This is a genomic window from Limnohabitans sp. TS-CS-82 (assembly GCF_002943475.1).
Genome location: NZ_PTQX01000005.1, coordinates 117,517 through 140,617, shown reverse-complemented (window position 1 = coordinate 140,617; position 23,101 = coordinate 117,517). Strand labels below are relative to the sequence as shown.

Below are 23,101 nucleotides of genomic sequence, written 5' to 3'. Positions count from 1 at the left end.
CCCGCCAAGGCCCAAGCGCTCACAGCCGTCAAAGGCATGAACGACTTGTTGCCCCCAGCCTCAGCCCAATGGGAATGGCTGGAAGACAAAGTGCGCGGCTTGATGGCACGCCACGCCTACCGCAATCTGCGCACGCCCATCGTCGAACCCACTGCTTTGTTTGTGCGTGGTTTGGGCGAGGTGACCGACATTGTGGAAAAGGAGATGTACTCCTTTGAAGACCGCTTGAACGGCGAGCAACTCACGCTGCGTCCTGAAGCCACTGCCGGTGTGGTGCGTGCCGTGGTCGAACACAACATGCTGTACGACGGCGGAAAGCGCCTGTACTACATGGGCCCCATGTTCCGCCACGAGCGCCCACAACGTGGCCGCTACCGCCAGTTTCACCAAATCGGCGCGGAGGCTTTGGGCTTTCCTGGCGCCGAGGTGGATGCCGAACTCATTTTGTTGGCCGCCACGCTCTGGCAAGAGCTGGGTTTGCAAGACGTGCGTTTGGAGCTCAACAGCTTGGGCCAGCCCAACGAACGCGCTGCGCATCGCACAGCCTTGATTGCGCACTTGGAAGCCCACGCCGATGTGCTGGACGAAGAGGCCAAACGTCGCTTGCATAGCAACCCGCTGCGTATTTTGGACACCAAGAACCCAGCCATGCAAGCCGTGGTGGAAGCCGCGCCGAAGTTGATCGATTTCCTGGGCGAAGCCTCGCTGGCTCACTTCAACGCGGTCAAAGCCATTTTGGACGCCAGCGGTGTGGCCTACCGCATCAACCCGCGCTTGGTGCGTGGCATGGATTACTACAACCTCACTGTGTTTGAGTTTGTGACCGACCGCTTGGGCTCGCAAGGCACCATCTGCGGCGGTGGCCGTTACGACTACCTGATCGAGCAAGTGGGTGGCAAGCCCGCACCGGCCGTGGGCTGGGCTTTGGGCGTCGAACGCGTGTTGGAGTTGCTGAAAGAGCAGGGCACCTTGCCAGAGGCCGTGGGCCCTGATGTGTACGCCATCGTGCCCGATGCGTCAGCCTTGCCCGTGGTGTTCAAAACCATCCAAACCCTGCGCGCGCAGGGCATGTCCGTGCAAATGCACGCTGGGGCGGGCGAGGGTATGGGCAGCATGAAATCGCAGTTCAAAAAGGCCGATGGCAGCGGCGCCCGTTTCGCCCTGATTTTTGGCGGCGACGAGTTGGCCCGTGGCGAAGTCACCCTCAAGTCGCTGCGTGACGGTGTGGGTGCCCAGCAAGCGGTGCCACTCGTTGATGTCGCCGTGTGCGTGGCGCAAAGCCTTGCCCAGCCTCAAAGCGTGGTGGCCTGAGCGGCCCCCCTACAATCCGCGTAACTTTTTGTAAGCATTGATCACTATGGCCTCGCACCTCGACCTCGAAGAACAAGAACAACTCGATGAACTCAAGCACTTCTGGAAGCGCTGGGGCGACCTCATCACTTGGGTGCTGATTGCCGTCCTCGGTAGCTACGCTGCTTGGATGGGCTGGCAGTCGTATTCGGTCAAGCAAGCTACGCAATCTGCCGCCTTGTACGACACGGTCGAGCGCGCGGCCATGAGCGCCGACATGCCTTTGTTGGACCGCTCATTGGCTGACATCAAAGACAAATTCGCGAGCACCACTTACGCCCAGCAAGCCGCCTTGTTGGCTGCACGCGTTTACCAAGACAAAGACCGCGCCAAAGACGCCAAAGCCCAATTGACATGGGTGAGCGAGAAAGCCAGCGACGAAGGCTACCAAGCCTTGGCCCGTTTGCGTTTGGCTGCCTTGCAAATTGAAGAAAAAGCGTTCGACGAAGCCCGCAAGCAGCTCAGTGCCAAAGTGCCCGCAGCGTTTGCGCCCTTGATGGCCGATCGTTTGGGCGACCTCGACATGCTCGAAGGCAAGCCTCAAGACGCGGTGAAGCATTACCAAGATGCGTGGAAAGTCTTGGAGCCCAACGCTGAATACCGCCGTTTGGTCGCGGTCAAACTCGCGGCTTTGGGGGCTGACCCCGAAGAAAAAGCTGCTGTGGAGTCTACGAAGTGAAATTCAACGCCCCGTTTTGGTGTTCCCGTTTGGCTTATGCCGCTGTGTGTTTGGCACTGGCGGCGTGTTCGTCGTCGCGACCTAAACCGGCTGATATTCCGGTCGTGTCGGTGCTGCAAGATGTGCGCACCAGCTGGTCATCGGCATTGGGCGAAGTTAATTTCCCCCTCGTGGTGACGGCGCGTGACGGTCGCGTGGCGCTGGCCAACAGCGAAGGCACCGTGGCGGTGTTGGATGCGGCCACAGGCAAAGACGTGTGGCGTTTGAATTTGAAACAAGCCATTGCCGCGGGCGTGGGCAGCGATGGCCAGCAGGTCGCCGTGATCACCCGCGACAACCAATTGGTGGCCATGCGCGATGGCCAAGTGCAGTGGCGCAAGACCTTGCCAGCGCAGTCGTTCACTGCGCCTTTGGTGGCTGGAGCGCGCGTGTTTGTGCTCACGGCGGACCGTTCTGTGTTGGCGTTTGATGGCAACTCAGGCGCCAAGTTGTGGACCCAACAACGCGCGGGCGAGCCTCTGGTGCTCAAGCAAGCGGGCGTCTTGATGGCGTTCAAAGACACGTTGATCACCGGTTTTGCCGGTCGTTTGGTGGGCTTGAGCCCCAACACCGGCGTGATCCGCTGGGAGTCGGCCATCGCCTCGCCGCGTGGCACCAACGATGTGGAGCGCTTGGTCGACTTGCTCAGCCCCGTCGACCGTTTGGGCGACAGCGTGTGCGTGCGCGCCTTTCAGTCACAAATCGGTTGTGTCAATGCCCAAAGCGGGCAGGGCGTCTGGACCCGTGCTGCCGCAGGCGCCCGAGGCGTGAGCGGCAACGACACCGTGCTCATTGCCGGACTCGCCAACGGCGTGGTTCAAGCATGGAACCGCAACAACGGCGAACGCGTTTGGGAAACCGAGCGCCTCAAATACCGCGTGCTCAGCGCGCCCTTGGTCACGCCCCGTGGCGTGTTACTGGCAGACGACGGCGGTTGGCTGTACGTTTTGTCATTGGCCGATGGCGCCTTGCTCAACCGCGTCAAGCTGGACGGTAGCGAACTCGCTGCTGCACCTGTGTTGGCGGGTGAGCGTTATGTGTTGGTCACACGCGAAGGTCGCGTGACAGGCCTGCAAATCCCGTAATTGGGAATGTTTAAGGAATAAGTTTTGAAACCCGTATTGGCCCTGGTGGGCCGCCCCAACGTTGGCAAGTCCACGTTGTTTAACCGTTTGACCAAGTCGCGTGATGCGATCGTGGCCGACTTCGCAGGCCTGACCCGTGACCGCCACTATGGCAACGGGCACTTGGGCAAGCACGAATACATCGTCATTGACACCGGTGGCTTTGAGCCCGATGCGCACGACGGCATTTACAAAGAAATGGCCCGTCAAACTCGCCAAGCGGTGGCCGAGGCTGACGTGGTGTTGTTTGTGGTGGACGCGCGTGGCGGTATTTCCGCCCAAGACCACGACATTGCCAATTACCTGCGTCGTTTGGGCAAGCCCACGCTGCTGGTGGCCAACAAAGCCGAAGGCATGAAAGAGGGCGCTCAGCTGGTGGAGTTTTACGAGCTGGGCTTGGGTGATGTGCTGCCTGTGTCGGCCTCGCATGGCCAAGGCGTGCGCGATTTGGTTGACACGGCTTTGGCCACCTTGAACTTGCCCGAGATCGACGAAGACGCCGAAGTCGTGGACGACGGCTCGATCAAGCTGGCGGTGGCCGGTCGCCCCAACGTGGGCAAGTCGACCCTGATCAACACATGGTTGGGTGAGGAGCGCTTGGTGGCGTTTGACATGCCCGGCACCACCCGCGACGCCATTAGTGTGCCGTTCGAGCGCGAAGGTCAAAAGTTTGAGCTGATCGACACCGCCGGTTTGCGCCGCAAAGGCAAAGTGTTTGAAGCCATCGAGAAGTTTTCGGTGGTCAAGACCTTGCAAGCCATCGAGTCGTCCAATGTGGTGCTGTTGTTGCTCGATGCCACCCAAGGCGTGACCGACCAAGACGCGCACATCGCGGGCTACATCTTGGAAAGCGGTCGCGCCGTGGTGGTCGCCGTGAACAAATGGGATGCCGTGGACTCTTACCAACGCGAAATGCTGATGCGCTCGATCGAGACGCGTTTGCCGTTCTTGAAGTTTGCGGCCTTGCATTTCATCTCGGCCAAGAAGCGTCAAGGTTTGGGCCCGTTGTGGGGCGCCATTGCGCAAGCGCACCGCGCTGCGATGTGCAAAATGTCCACGCCTGTGCTCACACGTTTGTTGTTGGAGGCCGTGCAATTCCAAAGCCCACAACGCGGCGGCATGTTCCGCCCCAAATTGCGCTACGCCCACCAAGGCGGCATGAACCCGCCTGTGATCGTGATTCACGGTAATTCGCTGGAGCACGTCACCGACACCTACAAGCGTTACTTGGAAGGCCGTTTCCGCAAAGCGTTTTCGCTCGAAGGCACACCCTTGCGCATCGAGATGAAAACCTCGCAGAACCCCTACAAGGACAAGGAAGCTTGAGGTCTTTGACCTCTCGCTGTGGTAAGGTCAGACCTCTTCACAACTACTGAAACACGGAGAATATCGTGAACACCGACAACTCAAAAAACAAAGGCCAGCTGTTGCAAGACCCTTTTCTGAACATCCTCCGTCGCGAGCATGTGCCCGTGTCCATTTACTTGGTCAACGGCATCAAGTTGCAAGGTCAAATTGAATCGTTTGACCAATACGTGGTTCTGTTGCGCAACACCGTGACGCAAATGGTTTACAAACACGCCATCTCGACCATCGTGCCGGGCCGCGCTGTGAACTTCAACCCCACCGACGGTACGGGCAGTTCGCCCGAAGTTTGAGCTGGGTAGCTCTGCAAAAAGGGCTGGTCACAGCCCTTTTTTTACGCCTTCATTTTTTAGATTGACCGCTTGAACGACTCTGACCGTAAAAACGTTGCCCCCACCTTGTTGGTCGGGGTTGATTTTGGTTTGCCCCATTTCGACAACGAACTCGAAGAGTTGGGGTTGCTGGCTCAGACTGCGGGTCTTCAACCCGTGGCGCGCCTGACTTGCAAACGCAAAGCCCCCGACGCCGCTTTGTTCGTGGGCAGCGGAAAGGCCGATGAAATCAAAGAACTCGCCACATTGCATGGTGCCGTCGAGATTTTGTTTGAACAGCCCCTGAGCCCCGCCCAGCAGCGCAATTTAGAGCGACACATGGGCATGCCGGTCAATGACCGTACTTTCTTGATTTTGGAAATCTTCGCCCAACGCGCACGCAGCCACGAAGGCAAATTGCAGGTGGAGTTGGCCAAACTGCAATACCTCAGCACGCGCTTGGTGCGCCGTTGGTCGCATTTGGAGCGACAAAGCGGCGGCATTGGCATGCGCGGTGGCCCTGGCGAAACCCAAATGGAGCTGGACCGTCGCATGATTGGCGACGCCATCAAGCGCACCCGCGAGCGCCTCGAAAAAGTCAAACGTCAACGCAGCACCCAGCGCCGCCAGCGCAACCGCCGCGATGCCTTCACGATCTCGCTGGTGGGCTACACCAACGCAGGCAAGTCGACCTTGTTCAACGCCATGGTCAAAGCCCGTGCCTACGCGGCTGACCAATTATTCGCCACCCTGGACACCACCACGCGTCAGCTCTATTTGGGCAACAAAGAGGGGGTGGGCCGCTCGGTGTCGCTGTCGGACACGGTGGGGTTCATTCGCGATTTGCCCCATGGCTTGATTGACGCCTTTCAAGCCACCTTGCAAGAGGCCGCGGATGCGAGCTTGTTGATGCATGTGGTCGATGCCTCCAACCCCAATTTCCCCGAGCAAATGGCCGAGGTGCAAAAGGTGTTGGTCGAGATTGGCGCTGCGGATGTACCGCAAGTTTTGGTGTTCAACAAACTTGACGCCGTGAGCGAAGAAACGCGTCCCTTGCTGATGCAAGACACTTACACGGTGGACGGTGTGGCGATTCCACGGTTCTTTGTGAGTGCCAAATCCGGCGAGGGTTTGGCTGGCTTGCGTGAATATTTGGCCCAAGAGGCCTTGCAAGACTTGCCCGATGACCTCACGTCTTATCCAACATCTGACGAACGAGGCCTCAACTTGGGCACAATGAAGACTTCAGAGAAATAACAACGATGCGTATGAACTCCAATTCTAAAAACGTGGCCCCAAGCTCTTGGTTGTCGCGACTGCTCGGCATGTTCAACCTCAACGACGGCCGTTGGGGTCGCGACAACGAGAATGGCACCCAATCGGGACCGACTGAGCCCAAGCCCGACGACAAAAAACCGCAAGGTCCAGCCGCTGGTGGGCCTCCAGATTTGGATGAGTTGTGGCGTGATTTCAATGCCAAGTTGTCTGGCTTGTTTGGCCAGCGCAAAGGCGGCGGCTCAAACCCACCGCCTCCTGGCGATCCTTCCGGTCCGCAATTCAAGGTGGCACGTTTTGGCATTGGCGTGATTGCGGCGGTGTTGGTGGCCATTTGGCTATCGACTGGCTTTTTCATCGTGCAAGAAGGCCAGCAAGCGGTGATCACGCAGTTTGGTCGTTATCACTCGACCGTGGGTGCGGGTTTCAACTGGCGCTTGCCTTATCCGTTTCAGCGCAATGAGTTGGTGTTTGTCACGCAAATTCGCTCGGTCGATGTGGGCCGCGACAACATCGTCAAAGCCACGGGCCTGCGCGAATCGGCCATGCTGACCGAAGACGAGAATATTCTTGAAATCAAATTCGCCGTGCAATACCGTTTGACCGACGCGCGCGCCTATTTGTTCGAAACCAAGAACCCCACTGACACCGTGGTGCAAGCCGCCGAAACAGCCGTGCGCGAAGTGGTGGGCAAGATGAAGATGGACGCCGCCATGTCCGAAGAACGTGACCAAATTGGCCCACGCATTCGCACCTTGATGCAAGCCATTCTTGACCAATACAAAGTGGGCATTGAGGTGGTGGGCATCAACTTGCAACAAGGTGGCGTGCGTCCCCCCGAGCAAGTGCAAGCCGCCTTTGACGATGTGCTCAAAGCCGGTCAAGAACGCGAGCGTGCCAAGAACGAAGCCGAGGCTTATGCCAACGATGTGGTGCCACGCGCTGTTGGCGCCGCCTCGCGTTTGAAGCAAGAGGCGGACGGCTACAAAGCCCGCATCGTGGCGCAAGCCGAAGGCGATGCACAACGCTTCAAATCGCTGGTGGGTGAGTACCAAAAGGCGCCGCAAGTCATGCGTGACCGTTTGTACATCGACGCCATGCAGCAGATTTACAGCAACACCACCAAGGTGTTGGTCGACACCAAGCAAGGCTCGAACTTGCTCTATCTGCCCTTGGACAAAATCATTCAACAAACCAATGCTGCCAATGCCACGGCGAATACGCCAGCCGCAGATGCCGCGGGCACAGGGACCAATGCGCTGAGCACCAATCCAGCGGCCAGCGACGCGCGTGCGCGTGATGGCCGTTCGCGTGACCGTGACGGCCGTTGATCAGAGGACACAAAATGCAAAACAACAAAATCGGTTTCTACATTTCTTCTGCGATGGTGGCTTTGGCATTGCTGAGCTCGACCTTGTTTGTGGTGGACCAGCGTCAGTTCGGCGTGGTCTATTCGTTTGGTCAGATCAAAAACGTCATCACCGAACCCGGCTTGAACGTCAAGCTGCCGCCACCTTTCCAAAACGTGAGTTACATCGACAAGCGTTTGCTGACGCTCGATAACGCCGACACCGAGCCGATGTTGACGGCTGAAAAGCAACGCGTGGTGATTGACTGGTATGCCCGTTGGCGCATCACCGACCCATCGCAATACATCCGTAACGTGGGTTTGGACGAAAACGCAGGCGCGATTCAACTCGCCCGCGTGGTGCGCAACGCGTTCCAAGAAGAAATCAACAAACGCACCGTGAAAGAACTGCTGTCGCTCAAACGCGAAGAGTTGCTGGGCGATGTCAAACGCGAAGTGCTGGCTGCTGTCAAAGGTGCCAAGCCTTGGGGCGTGGATGTGGTGGACGTGCGCATTACCCGCACCGACTATGTGGATGCCATCACCGAATCGGTGTATCGCCGCATGGAAGCCGAGCGCAAGCGTGTGGCCAACGAGCTGCGCTCCACCGGTGCCGCTGAGGGCGAGAAGATTCGCGCCGATGCCGACCGCCAACGCGAAGTGACCGTGGCCAACGCCTACCGCGAAGCGCAGATCATCAAAGGCGAGGGCGATGCCCAAGCCGCCCGCATCTATGCCGACTCCTTTGGTCGCGATGCGCAGTTCGCCCAGTTCTACCGCAGCCTTGAAGCCTATAAAGCCACGTTCAATAAAAAGGGCGACGTGATGGTGCTCGATCCATCGAGTGACTTTTTCAAAGCCATGCGCAGCAGCGGTGGTGGCAACGCGCCAGCACCTAAAAAGTAAAAAGGCGGTCGCATGAGTTTTGACGGCGATACGCTGTGGGTGGCGTTCGGCTTGATGCTGATCGTCGAAGGGCTATTTCCCTTTATTTCGCCCGAGGGCTGGCGTCAGAAAATGGTGCAAGTTTTGGCCTTACACAACGGTCAAATCCGCTTTTTTGGTTTGGCTTGCGTGTTTGTTGGGCTTTTGATGCTCTGGTGGCTGGGTTAATGCCCGAGAAGACCGGTAAAATCTCTGTTTTAACAGCCTCCATCAATCACATGTCCGCTTGGGTTCTGCCGGATCACATCGCCGATGTTCTGCCTTCTGAGGCCCGGCACATTGAAGAGCTGCGCCGTCTTTATTTAGACACGGCTCGGGGCTACGGCTACGAGTTGGTCATGCCGCCGCTGCTCGAATACCTCGAATCGTTGTTGTCCGGCACCGGCCGCGCACTCGATTTACAAACCTTCAAACTGGTGGACCAACTCTCGGGTCGTACCTTGGGTCTGCGCGCGGACACCACGCCGCAAGTGGCTCGCATTGATGCCCATTTGCTCAACCGTGCCGGTGTGACGCGTCTGTGCTACTGCGGCCCCGTGCTGCACACGCGCCCAGACCGCCCATTCGCCACCCGTGAGCCTTTGCAGTTTGGTGCTGAAATTTATGGCCACGCCGGCATCGAGGCCGATCTCGAAGTGCTGCACTTGGCGTTGGACACCCTCAAAGCCGTGTCCATCCACCAATTCACGGTCGACTTGAGCGATGCGCGCATCGTGCCGGCCTTGCTCAGCGGCGTTACCCTGACGGCTGACGCGCGCGATGCCTTGCACAGCGCCTTGGCGGCCAAAGACACCTCAGGCGTTCAAGCCCTCTCCAAAGATTTGCCTGCCCATGTGCGCACCGCCTTGGTGGCTTTGGTCGACATGTATGGCGACGCATCGGTGTTGGCGCAAGCTGAAAAAGCCTTTGCCGCATGGCCTGTGGTCCTACAAGCCTTGGCTGAGTTGCGTCAAATTGCAGCCGACTTGAGCGGTGTGGCGATCACCTTTGACTTGGCCGATCTGCGCGGCTACGCCTACTACAGCGGCGTGCGCTTTGCCATCTTTGTGCCCGGTGCCAGCGACGCCTTGGTGCGCGGTGGCCGCTACGACGAAGTCGGTGCCGTGTTTGGTCGCAAGCGTCCCGCCGTCGGGTTCAGTTTGGACCTGAAAGAGTTGGTCAGCGTGGTGCCCGAGCGTGCCCTCAAAGCCGCCATTCGCGCGCCTTGGGGAACTGCCAAAGGTTTGCGCGAAGCCATTGCCACCTTGCGTGCCAATGGTGAAACCGTGGTCTGCGTGATGCCAGGCCACGAGAGTGAAGTCGATGAATTTGATTGCGATCGTGAACTGATCGAAGTCGCCGGCCAATGGGCAGTGCAAGCTGTTCCTGCCGTTCAAGCCCTTTAATTTTTTTAGTAATCGAGTGGATATGAGCACTACCCAAGGACAAACCGTGGCTGCAACCAAAGGCCGTAACGTCGTCGTGGTCGGCACCCAATGGGGTGACGAAGGCAAAGGCAAATTGGTCGATTGGTTGACCGAAACCGCCACCGGCGTGGTGCGCTTTCAAGGCGGTCATAACGCAGGCCACACCTTGGTCATCAATGGTGTAAAAACTGCGTTGCACTTGATTCCTAGCGGCATCATGCGCCCGGGCGTGAAGTGCTACATCGGCAACGGTGTGGTCTTGTCTGCCACCAAGTTGCTTGAAGAAATCGCGGGCCTCGAAAAAGCGGGCGTCGAAGTGCGCTCACGTTTGCGCATCAGCGAAGCTTGCCCCTTGATCTTGCCTTACCACGCCGCCATCGACATCGCGCGTGAAGCCGCCAAAGAGAAGGCCGGTACGGCCAAGATCGGCACCACAGGCCGCGGCATTGGCCCCGCCTATGAAGACAAAATTGCACGCCGCGCCTTGCGCGTGCAAGACCTGAAGCATCCCGAGCGCTTCGCTACCAAACTGCGCGAGAACTTGGAGCTGCACAACCATGTGTTGACCGACATCTTGCACGCACCCGCTGTCGACTTTGATACGGTCTACAACGAAGCCATGGCCTACGCCAAGGAAATCTTGCCCATGGTGGCCGACGTGTCACGCGAGTTGAACGAAGCCCACAAAGCCGGTGCCAACCTGTTGTTCGAAGGCGCACAAGGCACCTTGCTCGACGTGGACCACGGCACCTACCCCTTCGTCACCTCCAGCAACTGCGTGGCCGGTAACGCCGCTGCAGGCGCTGGCGTGGGCCCAGGTTTGTTGCACTACATCTTGGGCATCACCAAAGCCTATTGCACACGCGTGGGCGGCGGTCCATTCCCGACAGAGTTGGATTGGGAAACCCCCGGCAACCCCGGCTATCACATGTCCACTGTGGGCGCTGAAAAAGGCGTGACCACTGGCCGTTCACGCCGTTGCGGCTGGTTCGATGCCGCCTTGCTCAAACGCAGCGCGCAAGTCAACGGCCTCACCGGTTTGTGCATCACCAAGCTCGACGTGCTCGATGGCTTGACTGAGTTGCTCTTGTGCGTGGGTTACGAGCTGGATGGCCAAACCATCGACATCTTGCCCATGGGCGCTGACGAAATTTCGCGTTGCAAGCCCATCTACGAAACCATCCCTGGCTGGACCGACAGCACCGTGGGTGTGACCGACTACAACAAGTTGCCCAAAGCCGCTCAGCACTACCTCAACCGCATTGCTGACACCACTGGCGTGCCCATTCACATGGTGTCCACCAGCCCTGACCGCGACCACACCATTTTGTTGACCCACCCCTACGTGGCTTAACTCGGCGTTTTAATTTCAGTTTTATTTTGAAGGACCATTGATATGTTGACCGAAGACGGCAAACACCTGTACGTTTCGTACGACGAGTACCACAACCTGATTGAAAAACTCGCCATCAAGATTCACCAATCTGGCTGGGAATTCGACACCATCCTGTGTTTGGCCCGTGGCGGCATGCGCCCAGGCGACATCTTGTCGCGTATTTTTGACAAGCCCTTGGCCATCATGTCCACCAGCTCGTACCGCGCTGATGCAGGCACGGTGCAAGGTCACTTGGACATCGCCCGTTTCATCACCACCCCCAAAGGCGAAATCGCTGGCAAGGTGTTGTTGGTGGACGATTTGGCTGACACTGGCCACACCCTCAAGGCGGTGGTCGACCAACTCAAAAACAACTACGCCCCCATCACTGAGCTGCGTACCTCTGTGATCTGGACCAAAGGCGTGTCGGCCTTCAAGCCTGACTACTCGGTGGACTACTTGCCCACCAACCCATGGATTCACCAACCGTTTGAGCCGTATGACAACATGCGCCCAGCGGCTTTGTTGGAGAAGTGGAAGGTTTAATCTTTCGCGCTTCAAGAAAAAACTCCGCCACCGTGCGGAGTTTTTTTATGCCTGTCGTTATTTTGATTTTTGGGTGACTCAGCGTAGGTAATATGTGTGCATGTCACGCAGCACCGATCTCATTCATCACCCCTACCAACCCCCCGCCGAATTTGAAGCGCCACAGGTGGGGGTGTTCAAAGCCTCGACGGTGATTTTTCCCAACGTGGCTGCCATGCGCACACGCGAGTGGATGGACAAGTCGGCTTACACCTACGGCTTGCACGGCACGCCCACCACATTCACATTGGAAGAGCGCTTGGCCACGTTAGAGGGCGGCACGCATTGTCTTCTCACACCCAGCGGTTTGGCGGCGATTGCGCATGTGGATTTCGCGCTGCTCAAAGCGGGCGACGAGGTGTTGATTCCTGATAACGCCTATGCGCCCAACAAGTCCTTGGCTGAAGGCGAGTTGGCGCAGTTTGGCATCACGCATCAGGTGTACGACGCGTTGGATGTGAACGACTTGGCCGCACGCATCACACCGCGCACGCGTTTGGTGTGGCTTGAAGCGGCGGGCTCGGTGACGATGGAGTTTCCCGACCTCGTGGCTTTGGTGCAGCTGTGCAAAGCGCGTGGCGTGCTGTGCGCGCTCGACAACACCTGGGGCGCAGGCTTGGCGTTCAACGCGTTTGACCTGACGCCAGGGCAGGGCGAGCTTGGCGTTGACCTGACCATCCACGCGCTCACCAAATACCCCAGCGGCGGTGGTGATGTGTTGATGGGCAGCATCGTCACCCGCAGCGATGAACTGGCGCGTGTGTTGAAGCTCAGCCACATGCGTTTGGGCACGGGCGTGGGTGCCAACGACGCTGAGGCCGTGTTGCGTGCATTGCCCAGCTTGCCCTTGCGGTACAAGGCGCAAGACATGGCAGCACGCACGTTGGCCGCGTGGTGTGCCACACAGCCCGCCTTCAGCCAAGTGCTGCATCCCGCGCTAAGCGGTGCCCCCGGTCACGCGCATTGGCAGCAGCTGTGTGTGACGCCAAGCGAGCCCGAAGGTTTGGCCGCAGGTATTTTCAGCGTGGTGATGGACGCGCGTTTTACGGCCAAACAGGTGGATGCGTTTTGCGATGCTTTGCAGCTGTTCAAGATTGGCTACAGCTGGGGCGGGCCCATGAGTTTGGTGATGCCCTACAACATGGCCTCTAGCCGCCATCGGGCCACCGCGCATTTGAAGCCCGGTCGGGTGGTGCGCTTGTGTATCGGGCTCGAAGACGTCCGAGATTTACAAAACGACATCGCGCGGGCATTGCGCGTCGCAAGTTTGCAAGCTTAAAAACAAGAGAAGGTGAGACATGCAGCAACTGGTACCCGAAGAAGCACACGACCGCATTGACATCAACCCCCTTCGTTTCAGCGATCCTTTGCGCTGGCTTTGGATGGGTTTGCGTGACATGGCTTCACAGCCTTTGATTTCTTTGTTTTACGGTTTTTCGTTCTGGCTCATGGCGCTCATTTTGTTGGCCGTGTTCAAAAGCAATCCTGAGTACACCTTGTCTGCCGTGTCGGGCTGTTTGTTGGTGGGGCCGTTTTTGGCGATGGGGCTTTATGACGTCAGCATGCACATGGAGCGCGGCGAGCCTGCAAGCATGGGCAGTTCGCTCACCTGCTGGGAGTCACACATTCGCAGCATGGGCATGCTCATCATGGTCATGATCGTGATGGAGTTGCTGTGGGGGCGGGCGTCGTTGGTGGTGTTCGCCGTGTTTTTCAACACAGGCGGTATGCCCACCACGGCCACAGTTTTGGAGGCGGTGTTCAACCCTCAAAACTGGGAGTTCATCGTGGCCTACATCTGCGTGGGCGGCTTCTTTGCAGGGCTGGTGTTCGCCAGCATGATGGTCTCCATCCCCATGATTTTGGACCGCGACACCGATGCCATCACCGCCTGCATCACCAGCTTGCGTGTGTTTGTGGACAACACCGCCGTGTCTGTGTTTTGGGGCTTGCTCATCGTCGCTTTGTCTGTGCTGGCGTTGTGGCCCTCTGCGGCGGGCTTGCTGCTCGTGGGGCCTTGGCTGGGGTTCGCCAGCTGGCACGCTTACCGTGCGTCCGTGCGAGTGACCGCAGGCACGCGCGAGTCAGCTCAGTAAAACACGTGCCACGTCACGCAGACTTTCTGCGTGACGGTCGGCAGCCACACACGCGGTGGCTGTGTCGGTTTGGGTGAAGTTGCGCACCATCGACGAGGCGTAGGTGGGGTCGTAGTGCAGCACCAGCAGGTCGCGCACCACGTCTTCGATGTGGCCGGTGTGAATTTGTTCTTTCCACGCATCCACCACCGCTTTACCGCGAATGGCCACCAACGCATCCAAGCGGTGGCAGAACAAGTCGTGGTCTTTCACAAAGAAGTTGTAGTCTTCCATCAGCAAGGCCACGCGTTCATCCAAGCTGAGTTGCAACTCAAAACACGGGCTGTCGCGCATGGCGAGCATCAGCGATTCAGGGATCGACAAATTGCCCACTTTGCGGCTTTCCGATTCCACGAACACGGGGCGCGTGGGGTCAAAGCTGCGCAGGGCTTGCCACACCAAGGTGTCGAAGCGTTTTTGGCTGGGTTGTGGTTGGCCGGGGATGTGGCCGAGCACCGAGCTGCGGTGGCTGGCCAACTCTTCCAAGTCCAGCACTTGGGCACCTTCGGCGGCCAAGGCGGAGAGCAGTCGTGTTTTTCCGGAGCCTGTGGGGCCCGAGATCACTTTGAATTGCAGCGGCGCCACGCGTTTCGGGATGTCTTCCACGATGGCCGCACGGAAGGCTTTGTAGCCGCCTTCGATCAGGTGAATTTTGAAACCAATTTGCCCTAACACCATCGACAGCGAGCCGCTGCGCTTGCCACCACGCCAGCAGTAAATGAGCGGCTGCCAACTTTTGGGCAGCGCCAACACCTCGCGCTGAATGTGCCGTGCAATGTTGGCCGCCACCAGTGCTGCACCATGTTTTTGTGCTTCAAACGCATTGACTTGCTTGTACATGGTGCCCACAAAGATGCGCTCTTCGTTGTTCAACGAAGGCCAGTTGACGGCGCCGGGCAGGTGGTCGAGCGCGTACTCGTCTTCGCTGCGTGCATCGATGATGGTGCTGAAACCGCCTGGCTCGCCCAGTGGCGTGGCCATGCGGGCCATGGCGTCTTGCGCCGAGATGAAATGAACGCTCACTGCGATGCCTTATAGGTTCTTTTTGATTTCGGGCCACACATTGCTGAGCATGCGGGGGTGCGCCGTCTCGCGAGGGTGAATGCGATCGGGTTGAAATTGGTTGGCGGCGTCTGGTGCATCTGCGATGCCTTTGAGGAAAAACGGCACCAGACCCGTTTGGTGTTTTTTGGCAAGGTTGGTGAACATGGCCGAAAACTTGTTGCCGTAGTCGGGCCCGTAGTTGGGAGGGATTTGCATGCCGACCAACACCACGCGGGCGTTGACGGCACGGCAGGCTTGAATCATGGCTTCGAGGTTGTTTTGTGTGCTGTTGAGGTCGAGGCCACGCAGCGCGTCATTGCCACCGAGTTCAATCACCACTTGCACGGGACGCAGTTGGTCCAGCATGGCGGGCAGGCGAGAGCGACCACCTGCCGTGGTGTCGCCGCTGATGCTGGCATTGACCACGCGCACATCGGGCCGCTCGGCTTGTAGTTTTTCTGTCAGCAGCGCCACCCAGCCTTTGCCGCGTGGGATCCCGTATTCGGCGCTCAGCGAGTCACCCAGCACCAAAATGGTGGCCGCAGGGGCCGATCCGGGCGGAGGCACCGCGTTGTTCATGGCGTTGGCATAAGGGCTTGGGGCGCGGCGACGGCGTGGGTCGGTGGAGATCACGTCGCCATCCATGCCTTCGCCCCGAGACGAGATCACGTTGGTTTGCGCCGACGCTGCGCGCAGGCCCAAAAGCCCCGTCAAGCCAGCGGCCAGTGCGCCCAAGTTAAAGTCGCGTCTCCACATCCCATCGCGCTTCATGACCACATCCTCTTTAGAAAATCCATCTGCACACACACCTGCTGCGGTGTCGCCCTTGATCGCCGTCTCGCACTTGTTTAAGTCGGTCCAAGACGCTACGGGCACACTCGACATTCTCCGCGATATCGATTTCACCTTGGCCCCACAGCAATCGCTGGCCATCGTGGGCGCCTCGGGCTCGGGCAAAAGCACTTTGCTGGCCATCATGGCGGGCTTGGACACGCCCAGTCAAGGCAGCGTTTGGCTGGGCGATGTGGACATCTTCCGTTTGAACGAAGACCAACGTGCCGCCTTGCGGGCGCGGCAAGTGGGCTTTGTATTTCAAAGCTTTCAGCTGCTGGGCAACATGACCGCACTCGAAAACGTCATGCTGCCGTTGGAGCTGGCAGGCCTGCCCAACCCGCGTGCCGCCGCCAAAGACATGTTGGAGCGCGTGGGCTTGGGTGAGCGCTTGGGCCATTACCCCAAAGTGCTGTCGGGCGGCGAACAACAACGCGTGGCCTTGGCCCGCGCCTTTGTCGTCAAACCCGCACTACTGCTGGCCGACGAGCCCACTGGCAGCTTGGACCACGCCAGCGGCGAGCGCATCATGGATTTGATGTTTGCCTTGAACAAGGAATTGGGCACCACGCTGGTGTTGGTGACGCACGATTTGAAGCTCGCTGCCAAATGTGATCGGGCGATCACGATTGAGGCGGGGCAGGTGAAGGGGTGATTTTTTCTAGGTCATCAGATCGGTGCGAATAAAACTTTCACTGAAAGATAAACGTTGAATCGTGAGCGCGCAGCCATTCAGGCATGTACGTGAAGCTCAGTCGTTCATTGACCAACGTCAATGTGCCAATAGGCGTGGTGAATAACCAGACCGCTAATTGATGCGTCATGTCGATACCTCATTGCCAGAGGAGGGCAAGCCCTCTATGCGAATCACACCGCCCAGCGCCTCAATCACGCGCATCACTGCATCTAGCCGAACGGTTGGTTTTCCGGCTTCAAGATCGACGATAAACCGCACACCGACGCCAGCGGCAAGCGCCAACTTTGGTTGCGTTAGCCCAAGCCCCTTGCGTGCAGCACGAAGCGTTTCGCCGAGCGTTTGTGGTGATTTGATCGTTGTCATGGTGTTCATAGTTTCCCGTTCGGTAAATTATGAGGTAATTTCTGCCGCTACGCAATTGAATAACCCGATCGGGAAATAAATATTAGAAACTAATTTTGTTTCTTCAAAATACACCTATCGGGAAATTTTATTAAAGGTGCAGTGCCTAGAACGCCAATACCACCAAGGGATAATCAGCCCCATGTCTTCAGCCCCCAAAGTTCTCTTCGGCTTTCACGCCGTTGGCGTGCGCGTTAAAACAGCGCCGCAATCCGTCATCGAAATCTACTTCGACCCCACACGCCGCGATGCGCGTATGCGCCAGTTCATTGACCGCGCCAACGAGGCCGGTATTCGCTTGATCGAGGCCGATGGCCCGCGTTTGGCCAAGCTCTCAGGCGGGCACGGCCACCAAGGCGTGGCGGCGCGTGTCACCGAAATCAAGATGGTGCATTCGTTGGACGAGTTGCTGGAAGGCATCGAGAAAATTGAGTCGCCTTTGATTTTGGTGCTCGACGGCGTGACCGACCCGCACAACCTTGGCGCGTGCTTGCGCGTGGCCGACGGCGCCGGTGCCCATGCGGTTATTGCGCCCAAAGACCACGCCGTGGGCATCAACGCCACAGTGGCCAAAGTGGCCAGCGGTGCAGCGGAAACTGTGCCGTATTTCATGGTGACCAACTTGGCGCGCACCTTGAACGAACTGAAAGAACGCAACATTTGGATCATCGGCACCAGCGACGATGCGCCCAAAACCTTGTACCAAGTGGACCTCAAAGGTCCTACCGCTTTGGTGCTGGGGGCCGAGGGTGACGGCATGCGTCAACTCACCCGCAAGACGTGTGACGAGCTCATCAGCATCCCCATGTCGGGTGCGGTGGAGAGCTTGAACGTGTCGGTGGCCAGCGGTGTGTGCTTGTACGAAGCGCGCCGCCAACGTACGGTCGCTTAAGCGCAATCGCCTAAGCCTCACCGCGTCGTTTAGCTTTCCCAGCGAAACATCACATTGGCCTTGGCTTTGGCCGCTTCAATGCGCCGTGCATTGGGTTCGTCGGTGTGTTGCACCCAATCGGCAGCGTCTTGTGCGCTGCGGCCAAATTGCTGGTGGCGTTGGGTCAGGCGGCCCACGCGCAGGTCTTGCGGCACATCGACAAACCACGTTTCATCCAGCAGCGCTTGCACTCGGTTCCAAGGGGCATCGTCGAGCAGTAAATAGTTGCCTTCCACCACGAGCAGCGGCGTCTTGGCGTGTACGGCGATGGCGCCTGCGATGCCTTCTTCTAGGGTGCGTTCATAGCTCGGTGCGTAAACCACCTCATCGTCTGCCTGTGTGCGCAGCCGTTGGAGCAAGGCGACAAAGCCAAACGCGTCAAACGTGTCTGGTGCGCCTTTGCGCTGCTTGCGTCCCAACCGTTCGAGCTCCACATTGGCCAAGTGAAACCCGTCCATGGGCACCACTTGAATGTGCGCAGGCCATTGCGACGCCAGCACTTGCGCCAAAGTCGATTTGCCCGCGCCGGGTGCCCCGACCAAACCCACCATGCGGCGCGTTCCGCTGGCCAGCAAAGCCTCGATGCGCTGCTGATACATCGCGGGAAGTGTGGGGCGCTTGGGGCTCAAATCCATCTCAAATCCATCCCATGGCCCCCAGCAAAGCGCCAAAGCCAAGCAGCAGCAGTAAGTGCGTTTTGGTTTTCCAGACGATCAGCGTGGTGGCTCCCGTCAAGGCCCACAGCGGCCAGTCGTGTGCGGGGTTTTCGTGGTTACCGGTCAGCAACCAACCGGTGGCTATCAACAGCGCAATCACGATGGGGGCCATGCCCGCCTTGAAAGCTTTCACGGCGCGAAGTTCGCGGTTGCGGTGCGCCCATTGCGTGGCCACAAAGGTGAGGGTGGCCGAGGGAATCATGATGCCCACCATGGTGATCAGCACGCCCCACAACGCCAAGCCCACAGCGGGCCAACCCGCCGCCAAGCCGCCTGCGGCGTTGAGGCCCACGTTCCAGCCCATCAAGGCCACAAACATCACATTGGGCCCAGGCGCGCCTTGCGCCAAAGCGATGGACGAGGTGAACTGCGTGTCACTCAGCCAATGGGTTTCATCGACCAAGTAACGGTGAATATCCGGCGCGGTGGTGATGGCGCCGCCCACGGCCAGCAGCGAGAGCGACACGAAGTGCAAAAACAGAGACCACCAATCGGCCAAGGTCAAAACGATGGTCATGCCTCACCCCGCTGCGCGATGCAGTGGCTGGCCCACAGGCTGGCAAGCGGCCCCAAACTCAGCAGCACCCACGCCAAAGGCAAGCGAAACAACGCAATGCCGACAAAGGTGAGGGCGGCAATGCCGAGGCAGCTGAACTGGCCCATGGGGTTGTTTTTCAAGGCGCCCATGAGCTTGATGCCCACCGCCGCAATCAAGCCCGCCGAGACCGCGCCCATGCCACGCAGCATGCTTTGCGCGATGGGCGTATCGGACACGCCCGCCACGGCCGCGGCAATCAGCAGCACCAATACCGTTGGCGCCAACAGCAGGCCCGCTAGGGCAGCCAGCGCACCGGGCAAGCCAAAGGCGCGTCCGCCAATCATCAGCGAGAGGTTGACCACGTTGGGGCCAGGCAAGATTTGCGCAACCGCCCAATCTTCCACAAACTCATCCAGTGTGAGCCATTTCTTTTTGTCGACCAACTCGCGTTGCACCACCGCCAACACACCGCCAAAACCCTGCAACGCGAGCAGGGTGAAGGAGACAAACAAATCTGTCTTGTTGCGTGGCGTGTGCTTGTCCGTGAGCGGCTGCTGCGTGTCGCTCATACCGTCATGCCGCCTGAGACTTCCAGCACGGCGCCGTTGACATAAGCGGCCTCGTCGCTGGCCAAAAAGGCGTAGACGTTGGCAATGTCTTCAGCGCGGCCCAAGCGTTTCAAGGGCACGCGGCTCACCATGTCTTCGATTACTTTCTCGGGCATCGAATCCAAGATGGGCGTGGCGATGAAGCCGGGCGCGACCGCATTCACACGGATGCCTTTGGGCCCCAGTTCACGGCTCCAGGTTTTGGTAAATCCGATGACGCCAAACTTGGTGGCGGCGTAGTTGGTTTGGCCAAAGTTGCCGTAAATGCCCACGACCGAGGAGGCATTCAAAATCACGCCGCTGCCTTGCGCCACCATCGTGTCGGTGACGGCTTGTGCGCAATGGAAAACGCCGCGCAAGTTGACGTCGATCACGCGGTCGAACTGCTCCAAAGTCATCTTTTGCAAGCGCGCGTCTTGGGTGATGCCAGCGTTGTTCACCAGCACATCGATGCGGCCAAACTGCTCCATCACCGCTTTGACGGCGCCATCCACCATGTCGCGCTGGGTCACGTCGACCACAAAGCCCACGGCTTCAGCGCCTGTGGCTTGGCACTGCGCCACCGCCGCGTCGACGGCGGCTTGCTTCACATCGCACAGCACCACGATGGCGCCTTCATGGGCAAATTTGAGGGCGGTTGCCAAGCCAATGCCTTGTGCGGCGCCTGTGATGATGCTGACTTTTCCAGCCAGTCTTTGGGCGGTGTGTGGTGTGGAGGTGTTCATGCACTCAGTGTAATTTGCCCACCTTCTAGGGAAAATCCTTAGAACTTTGTTTAATTAATTAATGAATAATTAACGCACTCAAGACCAACGCTTGAGCCCTCTAACTCAAACCGAGAGACAAACCCATGAAATTCAACCAAATCGTTCTGGCCTGTGTGGCCGCTGTGTCTGTGTCGGCCGCTGTGGCTGGCGAAGTGGAAGTGTTGCATTACTGGACTTCAGGCGGCGAGGCCAAATCGGCCGCTGAACTGAAAAAAATCATGTCGTCCAAAGGTCACAGCTGGAAAGACTTTGCGGTCGCCGGCGGCGGTGGTGACAACGCGATGACCGTGTTGAAGAGCCGTGTGGTCTCGGGCAACCCCCCAGCCGCTGCGCAAATCAAAGGCCCTGCCATTCAAGAGTGGGCGCAAGAGGGTGTGTTGGCCAACCTCGACAGCGTCGCCAAAGACGAAAAGTGGGACAGCTTGTTGCCCCAAGTCGTGGCCAATGTCATGAAATACAAAGGCAGCTACGTGGCCGCACCTGTCAACGTGCACCGCGTGAACTGGATGTGGGCGAACCCCGACGTGCTGAAAAAAGCAGGCGTGGCCACCATGCCCGCCAACTATGACGAGTTCTTTGCCGCTGCCGAAAAAATCAAAAAAGCGGGCTTCATCGCCGTGGCCCACGGTGGCCAAAACTGGCAAGACTTCACCACCTTTGAGTCGGTGGTGTTGGGTGTGGGCGGCGCCAAGTTTTACCAAGACGCCTTGGTCAAGCTCGACCCCAAAGCGTTGAACAGCGCCACGATGACAAAGTCCTTGGAAACTTTCCGCAAGATCAAGGGCTACACCGATGCCGCCTCCCCAGGTCGCGATTGGAACTTGGCCACCGCCATGGTCATGCAAGGCAAGGCAGGCTTCCAATTCATGGGTGACTGGGCCAAGGGCGAGTTTGTCGCGGCCGGTAAAAAGCCAGGCAAAGACTTCTTGTGCGCAGCCGCTCCTGGCACGGCCAAGTCGTACACCTTCAACGTCGATTCGTTTGCCATGTTCAAACTGAAAGACGCCAGTGCTCAAAAAGCCCAAGGCGACTTGGCTGCCGCCATCATGAGCACCGACTTCCAAGAGGTGTTCAACCTGAACAAGGGCTCCATCCCCGTGCGCTTGAACATGTCCATGGCCAAGTTCGACGACTGCGCCAAGCTCTCCAGCAAAGACTTCGTGGACACCGCCAAGACCGGCGGCTTGGTCCCCTCGGTTGCCCACGGCATGGCCATCTCGCCAGCCACGGAAGGCGCCATCAAAGATTTGGTCAGCCAGTTCTGGAACGACGACAAGATCAGCATCGACGATGGTCAAAAACGCCTCGTTGCAGCCGCTGCGACCAAATAAGCAACAGACAAGACTGTTGATTTTTAAAACTCCTGAGAGACAACTATGAAAATGAAACTAACCTGCGCCGCAGCTGCACTGTGCTGCTTGAGCGCCACGGCTTTCGCCGCAGATGTGGGCGGTGTTGAAGTCACCGGCTACAGCCGTGGCGGTGGCGTGTACAGCTACAACAAAGACCAACAAATCAAAGGTGGCTTGACCCTTGGCGGCGATTTGCAAAAGTACCGTTTGGGCAACGAAGGTGACTACGGTGTGGAAGTCAACATCGCCAAAACTTTTGAAGTGGATGGCGTGAAGTACAAGCTCGACTACATGCCCACCAAGTGGAATGATGGCAATGTGGGCACAGAACAAGCCTTCGTCGAAGTCTCGGGCTTGAGCTTTGCACCCGAAGCCAAGATTTGGGCCGGTCAACGCCGCCTCCGTATTCAAGACGTTCACATCGTTGACCATTTCTTGATGGACTACGGCGTCAACCAAGGATCAGGTTTCACCGACCTGTCTGTGGGTGGTGTCAAGGTGGGGGCCGCTTTGCAAACCGGCGACACATTCGACAAAAAGATGACCGTCGGCACCTCTGCCAACAAACTCAACGTTGACATTTCTGAGATCAACACCAACCCCGGCGGCAAAGTGCGTGTGTTGTTGACTTCAGTGACCACCTCTGGCTTGAAGAGCAGCGGCGGTTCTGGTTTGACCATCAACCACAACCAGTCGAATTTCGGCATGGCCGGTTTGACCAACAGCGTGTTCTTGCAAACCTCCAGCGGCTACGCCAACATCAACGGCCGTTTTGGTGACATCAGCTCGACCACGGTGTATGGCAAGAAAACCAACCGCATCGCTGATTCCATCAACTGGCAATCAGGCCGTTTCGGTGGTCAAGCGATTGTGGGTTACCAAACCACCAAGTCGGATGATCCAGCTGCAACGCAAACTATCAAAGACACCTCTTTGGGCGGTCGTATCAGCTACGCGTACACCAAGAACTTCAAGATGTTGGTTGAAGCTGGTACCACGTCGCGTTCATTTAGCGATGGTGCTCAGTCACAGCGTTTGAACAAAATCACGATTGCGCCCACCATCGCCATGTCGCCTGATTTCTGGTCACGTCCTGAGTTGCGTTTCTACGTGACCAAGGCGAACTGGAACCAAGCAGCAGCGGATGCCAACAATGGCGGAGCAGGTGAAGGTACGTTTGGAACCAACAACCGCAAAAACCAAACCTTGGCTGGTGTCCAATACGAAGTTTGGTGGTAAATCGACCTTGGTTTTGAACAGACGAGGGTGAGAGAAGGG

26 protein-coding genes are annotated in these 23,101 nt (G+C 58.2%); 18 read left to right on the top strand and 8 right to left on the bottom strand.

What is annotated here, in order from left to right; translation table 11 throughout:
- The first annotated feature begins 36 nt into the window (after nucleotides 1–36).
- From hisS to C5F52_RS12490, 14 genes are all read left to right on the top strand, one after another.
- Complete coding sequence (hisS, locus tag C5F52_RS12555) at nucleotides 37–1,311, top strand: histidine--tRNA ligase (protein ID WP_236657857.1); 1,275 nt, start codon at nucleotides 37–39, stop codon at nucleotides 1,309–1,311.
- Nucleotides 1,312–1,357: 46 nt separating this feature from the next.
- Complete coding sequence (locus C5F52_RS12550; protein WP_104798702.1) at nucleotides 1,358–2,029, top strand: tetratricopeptide repeat protein; 672 nt, start codon at nucleotides 1,358–1,360, stop codon at nucleotides 2,027–2,029.
- Nucleotides 2,026–3,153, top strand: a complete 1,128-nt coding sequence (gene bamB / locus C5F52_RS12545; RefSeq protein ID WP_104798701.1) for an outer membrane protein assembly factor BamB — start codon at nucleotides 2,026–2,028, stop codon at nucleotides 3,151–3,153. The genes C5F52_RS12550 and bamB overlap by 4 nt, the downstream gene beginning before the upstream one ends.
- A gap of 24 nt (nucleotides 3,154–3,177) precedes the next feature.
- A complete protein-coding gene (gene der, locus C5F52_RS12540; RefSeq protein WP_104798700.1) occupies nucleotides 3,178–4,518 on the top strand; it encodes a ribosome biogenesis GTPase Der in 1,341 nt (446 codons plus the stop codon).
- A gap of 65 nt (nucleotides 4,519–4,583) precedes the next feature.
- On the top strand, nucleotides 4,584–4,850 hold the full coding sequence (hfq, locus tag C5F52_RS12535; RefSeq protein ID WP_104798699.1) for an RNA chaperone Hfq: 267 nt from the start codon (nucleotides 4,584–4,586) through the stop codon (nucleotides 4,848–4,850).
- A 69-nt stretch (nucleotides 4,851–4,919) separates the two neighbouring features.
- Nucleotides 4,920–6,125, top strand: a complete 1,206-nt coding sequence (gene hflX / locus C5F52_RS12530) for a GTPase HflX (RefSeq protein WP_236657849.1) — start codon at nucleotides 4,920–4,922, stop codon at nucleotides 6,123–6,125.
- 11 nt (nucleotides 6,126–6,136) lie between these two features.
- Entirely contained in the window at nucleotides 6,137–7,474 is a 1,338-nt protein-coding gene (gene hflK, locus C5F52_RS12525) for an FtsH protease activity modulator HflK (RefSeq protein WP_236657848.1), read from the top strand.
- Between the two features lie 14 nt (nucleotides 7,475–7,488).
- A complete protein-coding gene (hflC, locus tag C5F52_RS12520) occupies nucleotides 7,489–8,397 on the top strand; it encodes a protease modulator HflC (RefSeq protein WP_104798698.1) in 909 nt (302 codons plus the stop codon).
- Between the two features lie 12 nt (nucleotides 8,398–8,409).
- Entirely contained in the window at nucleotides 8,410–8,604 is a 195-nt protein-coding gene (locus tag C5F52_RS12515; RefSeq protein ID WP_104798697.1) for a DUF2065 domain-containing protein, read from the top strand.
- A gap of 50 nt (nucleotides 8,605–8,654) precedes the next feature.
- Complete coding sequence (locus C5F52_RS12510; RefSeq protein ID WP_104798770.1) at nucleotides 8,655–9,821, top strand: ATP phosphoribosyltransferase regulatory subunit; 1,167 nt, start codon at nucleotides 8,655–8,657, stop codon at nucleotides 9,819–9,821.
- Between the two features lie 46 nt (nucleotides 9,822–9,867).
- Complete coding sequence (locus C5F52_RS12505) at nucleotides 9,868–11,196, top strand: adenylosuccinate synthase (protein ID WP_104798769.1); 1,329 nt, start codon at nucleotides 9,868–9,870, stop codon at nucleotides 11,194–11,196.
- Between the two features lie 42 nt (nucleotides 11,197–11,238).
- Nucleotides 11,239–11,763: a phosphoribosyltransferase gene (locus tag C5F52_RS12500; RefSeq protein WP_104798696.1), complete on the top strand. Its 525-nt coding sequence runs from the start codon at nucleotides 11,239–11,241 to the stop codon at nucleotides 11,761–11,763.
- Nucleotides 11,764–11,863: 100 nt separating this feature from the next.
- Complete coding sequence (locus C5F52_RS12495) at nucleotides 11,864–13,081, top strand: PLP-dependent transferase (RefSeq protein ID WP_104798695.1); 1,218 nt, start codon at nucleotides 11,864–11,866, stop codon at nucleotides 13,079–13,081.
- Nucleotides 13,082–13,100: 19 nt separating this feature from the next.
- Nucleotides 13,101–13,898 (top strand): DUF2189 domain-containing protein, encoded by a 798-nt coding sequence (locus tag C5F52_RS12490; RefSeq protein ID WP_104798694.1) that lies wholly within the window; start codon nucleotides 13,101–13,103, stop codon nucleotides 13,896–13,898.
- Here C5F52_RS12490 and mnmH read toward each other — a convergent pair.
- Both mnmH and C5F52_RS12480 read right to left on the bottom strand, forming a co-directional pair.
- Nucleotides 13,887–14,960 (bottom strand): tRNA 2-selenouridine(34) synthase MnmH, encoded by a 1,074-nt coding sequence (mnmH, locus tag C5F52_RS12485; protein ID WP_104798693.1) that lies wholly within the window; start codon nucleotides 14,958–14,960, stop codon nucleotides 13,887–13,889. The two genes, C5F52_RS12490 and mnmH, sit on opposite strands and share 12 nt — an antisense overlap.
- Nucleotides 14,961–14,969: 9 nt before the next feature.
- Nucleotides 14,970–15,560, bottom strand: coding sequence for an arylesterase (locus C5F52_RS12480; protein ID WP_201747011.1), 591 nt, complete (start codon nucleotides 15,558–15,560; stop codon nucleotides 14,970–14,972).
- A gap of 190 nt (nucleotides 15,561–15,750) precedes the next feature.
- On the opposite strand from C5F52_RS12480, the gene C5F52_RS12475 reads away from it, so the two are divergent.
- The gene (locus C5F52_RS12475) at nucleotides 15,751–16,467 is read left to right on the top strand and encodes an ABC transporter ATP-binding protein (RefSeq protein WP_104798692.1); all 717 of its coding nucleotides are present in this window, start codon (nucleotides 15,751–15,753) and stop codon (nucleotides 16,465–16,467) included.
- Between the two features lie 37 nt (nucleotides 16,468–16,504).
- Here the strand turns inward: C5F52_RS12475 and C5F52_RS30415 are convergent, their stop codons facing one another.
- The gene (locus C5F52_RS30415; protein ID WP_369952032.1) at nucleotides 16,505–16,636 is read right to left on the bottom strand and encodes a HipA N-terminal domain-containing protein; all 132 of its coding nucleotides are present in this window, start codon (nucleotides 16,634–16,636) and stop codon (nucleotides 16,505–16,507) included.
- Entirely contained in the window at nucleotides 16,633–16,872 is a 240-nt protein-coding gene (locus C5F52_RS12470) for a helix-turn-helix transcriptional regulator (RefSeq protein WP_104798767.1), read from the bottom strand. Before C5F52_RS12470 ends, C5F52_RS30415 begins: the two co-directional genes overlap by 4 nt.
- Nucleotides 16,873–17,053: 181 nt before the next feature.
- Here C5F52_RS12470 and rlmB point away from each other — a divergent pair, with 181 nt between their 5' ends.
- Entirely contained in the window at nucleotides 17,054–17,803 is a 750-nt protein-coding gene (rlmB, locus tag C5F52_RS12465; RefSeq protein WP_104798691.1) for a 23S rRNA (guanosine(2251)-2'-O)-methyltransferase RlmB, read from the top strand.
- Between the two features lie 29 nt (nucleotides 17,804–17,832).
- Here the strand turns inward: rlmB and C5F52_RS12460 are convergent, their stop codons facing one another.
- From C5F52_RS12460 to fabG, 4 genes are read right to left on the bottom strand one after another with little or no spacing between them, the layout of a single operon-like run.
- Entirely contained in the window at nucleotides 17,833–18,477 is a 645-nt protein-coding gene (locus tag C5F52_RS12460) for a nucleoside/nucleotide kinase family protein (protein ID WP_104798690.1), read from the bottom strand.
- A gap of 1 nt (nucleotide 18,478) precedes the next feature.
- Entirely contained in the window at nucleotides 18,479–19,075 is a 597-nt protein-coding gene (locus tag C5F52_RS12455) for a chromate transporter (protein WP_104798689.1), read from the bottom strand.
- Nucleotides 19,072–19,665 (bottom strand): chromate transporter, encoded by a 594-nt coding sequence (locus tag C5F52_RS12450; protein WP_104798688.1) that lies wholly within the window; start codon nucleotides 19,663–19,665, stop codon nucleotides 19,072–19,074. The genes C5F52_RS12455 and C5F52_RS12450 overlap by 4 nt, the downstream gene beginning before the upstream one ends.
- Entirely contained in the window at nucleotides 19,662–20,429 is a 768-nt protein-coding gene (gene fabG / locus C5F52_RS12445; RefSeq protein ID WP_104798687.1) for a 3-oxoacyl-ACP reductase FabG, read from the bottom strand. The genes C5F52_RS12450 and fabG overlap by 4 nt, the downstream gene beginning before the upstream one ends.
- A 125-nt stretch (nucleotides 20,430–20,554) precedes the next feature.
- On the opposite strand from fabG, the gene C5F52_RS12440 reads away from it, so the two are divergent.
- Together C5F52_RS12440 and C5F52_RS12435 are read left to right on the top strand one after the other, a co-directional pair.
- The gene (locus C5F52_RS12440; RefSeq protein WP_104798686.1) at nucleotides 20,555–21,802 is read left to right on the top strand and encodes an ABC transporter substrate-binding protein; all 1,248 of its coding nucleotides are present in this window, start codon (nucleotides 20,555–20,557) and stop codon (nucleotides 21,800–21,802) included.
- Between the two features lie 45 nt (nucleotides 21,803–21,847).
- Complete coding sequence (locus C5F52_RS12435) at nucleotides 21,848–23,062, top strand: carbohydrate porin (RefSeq protein WP_104798685.1); 1,215 nt, start codon at nucleotides 21,848–21,850, stop codon at nucleotides 23,060–23,062.
- Nucleotides 23,063–23,101 lie beyond the last annotated feature (39 nt).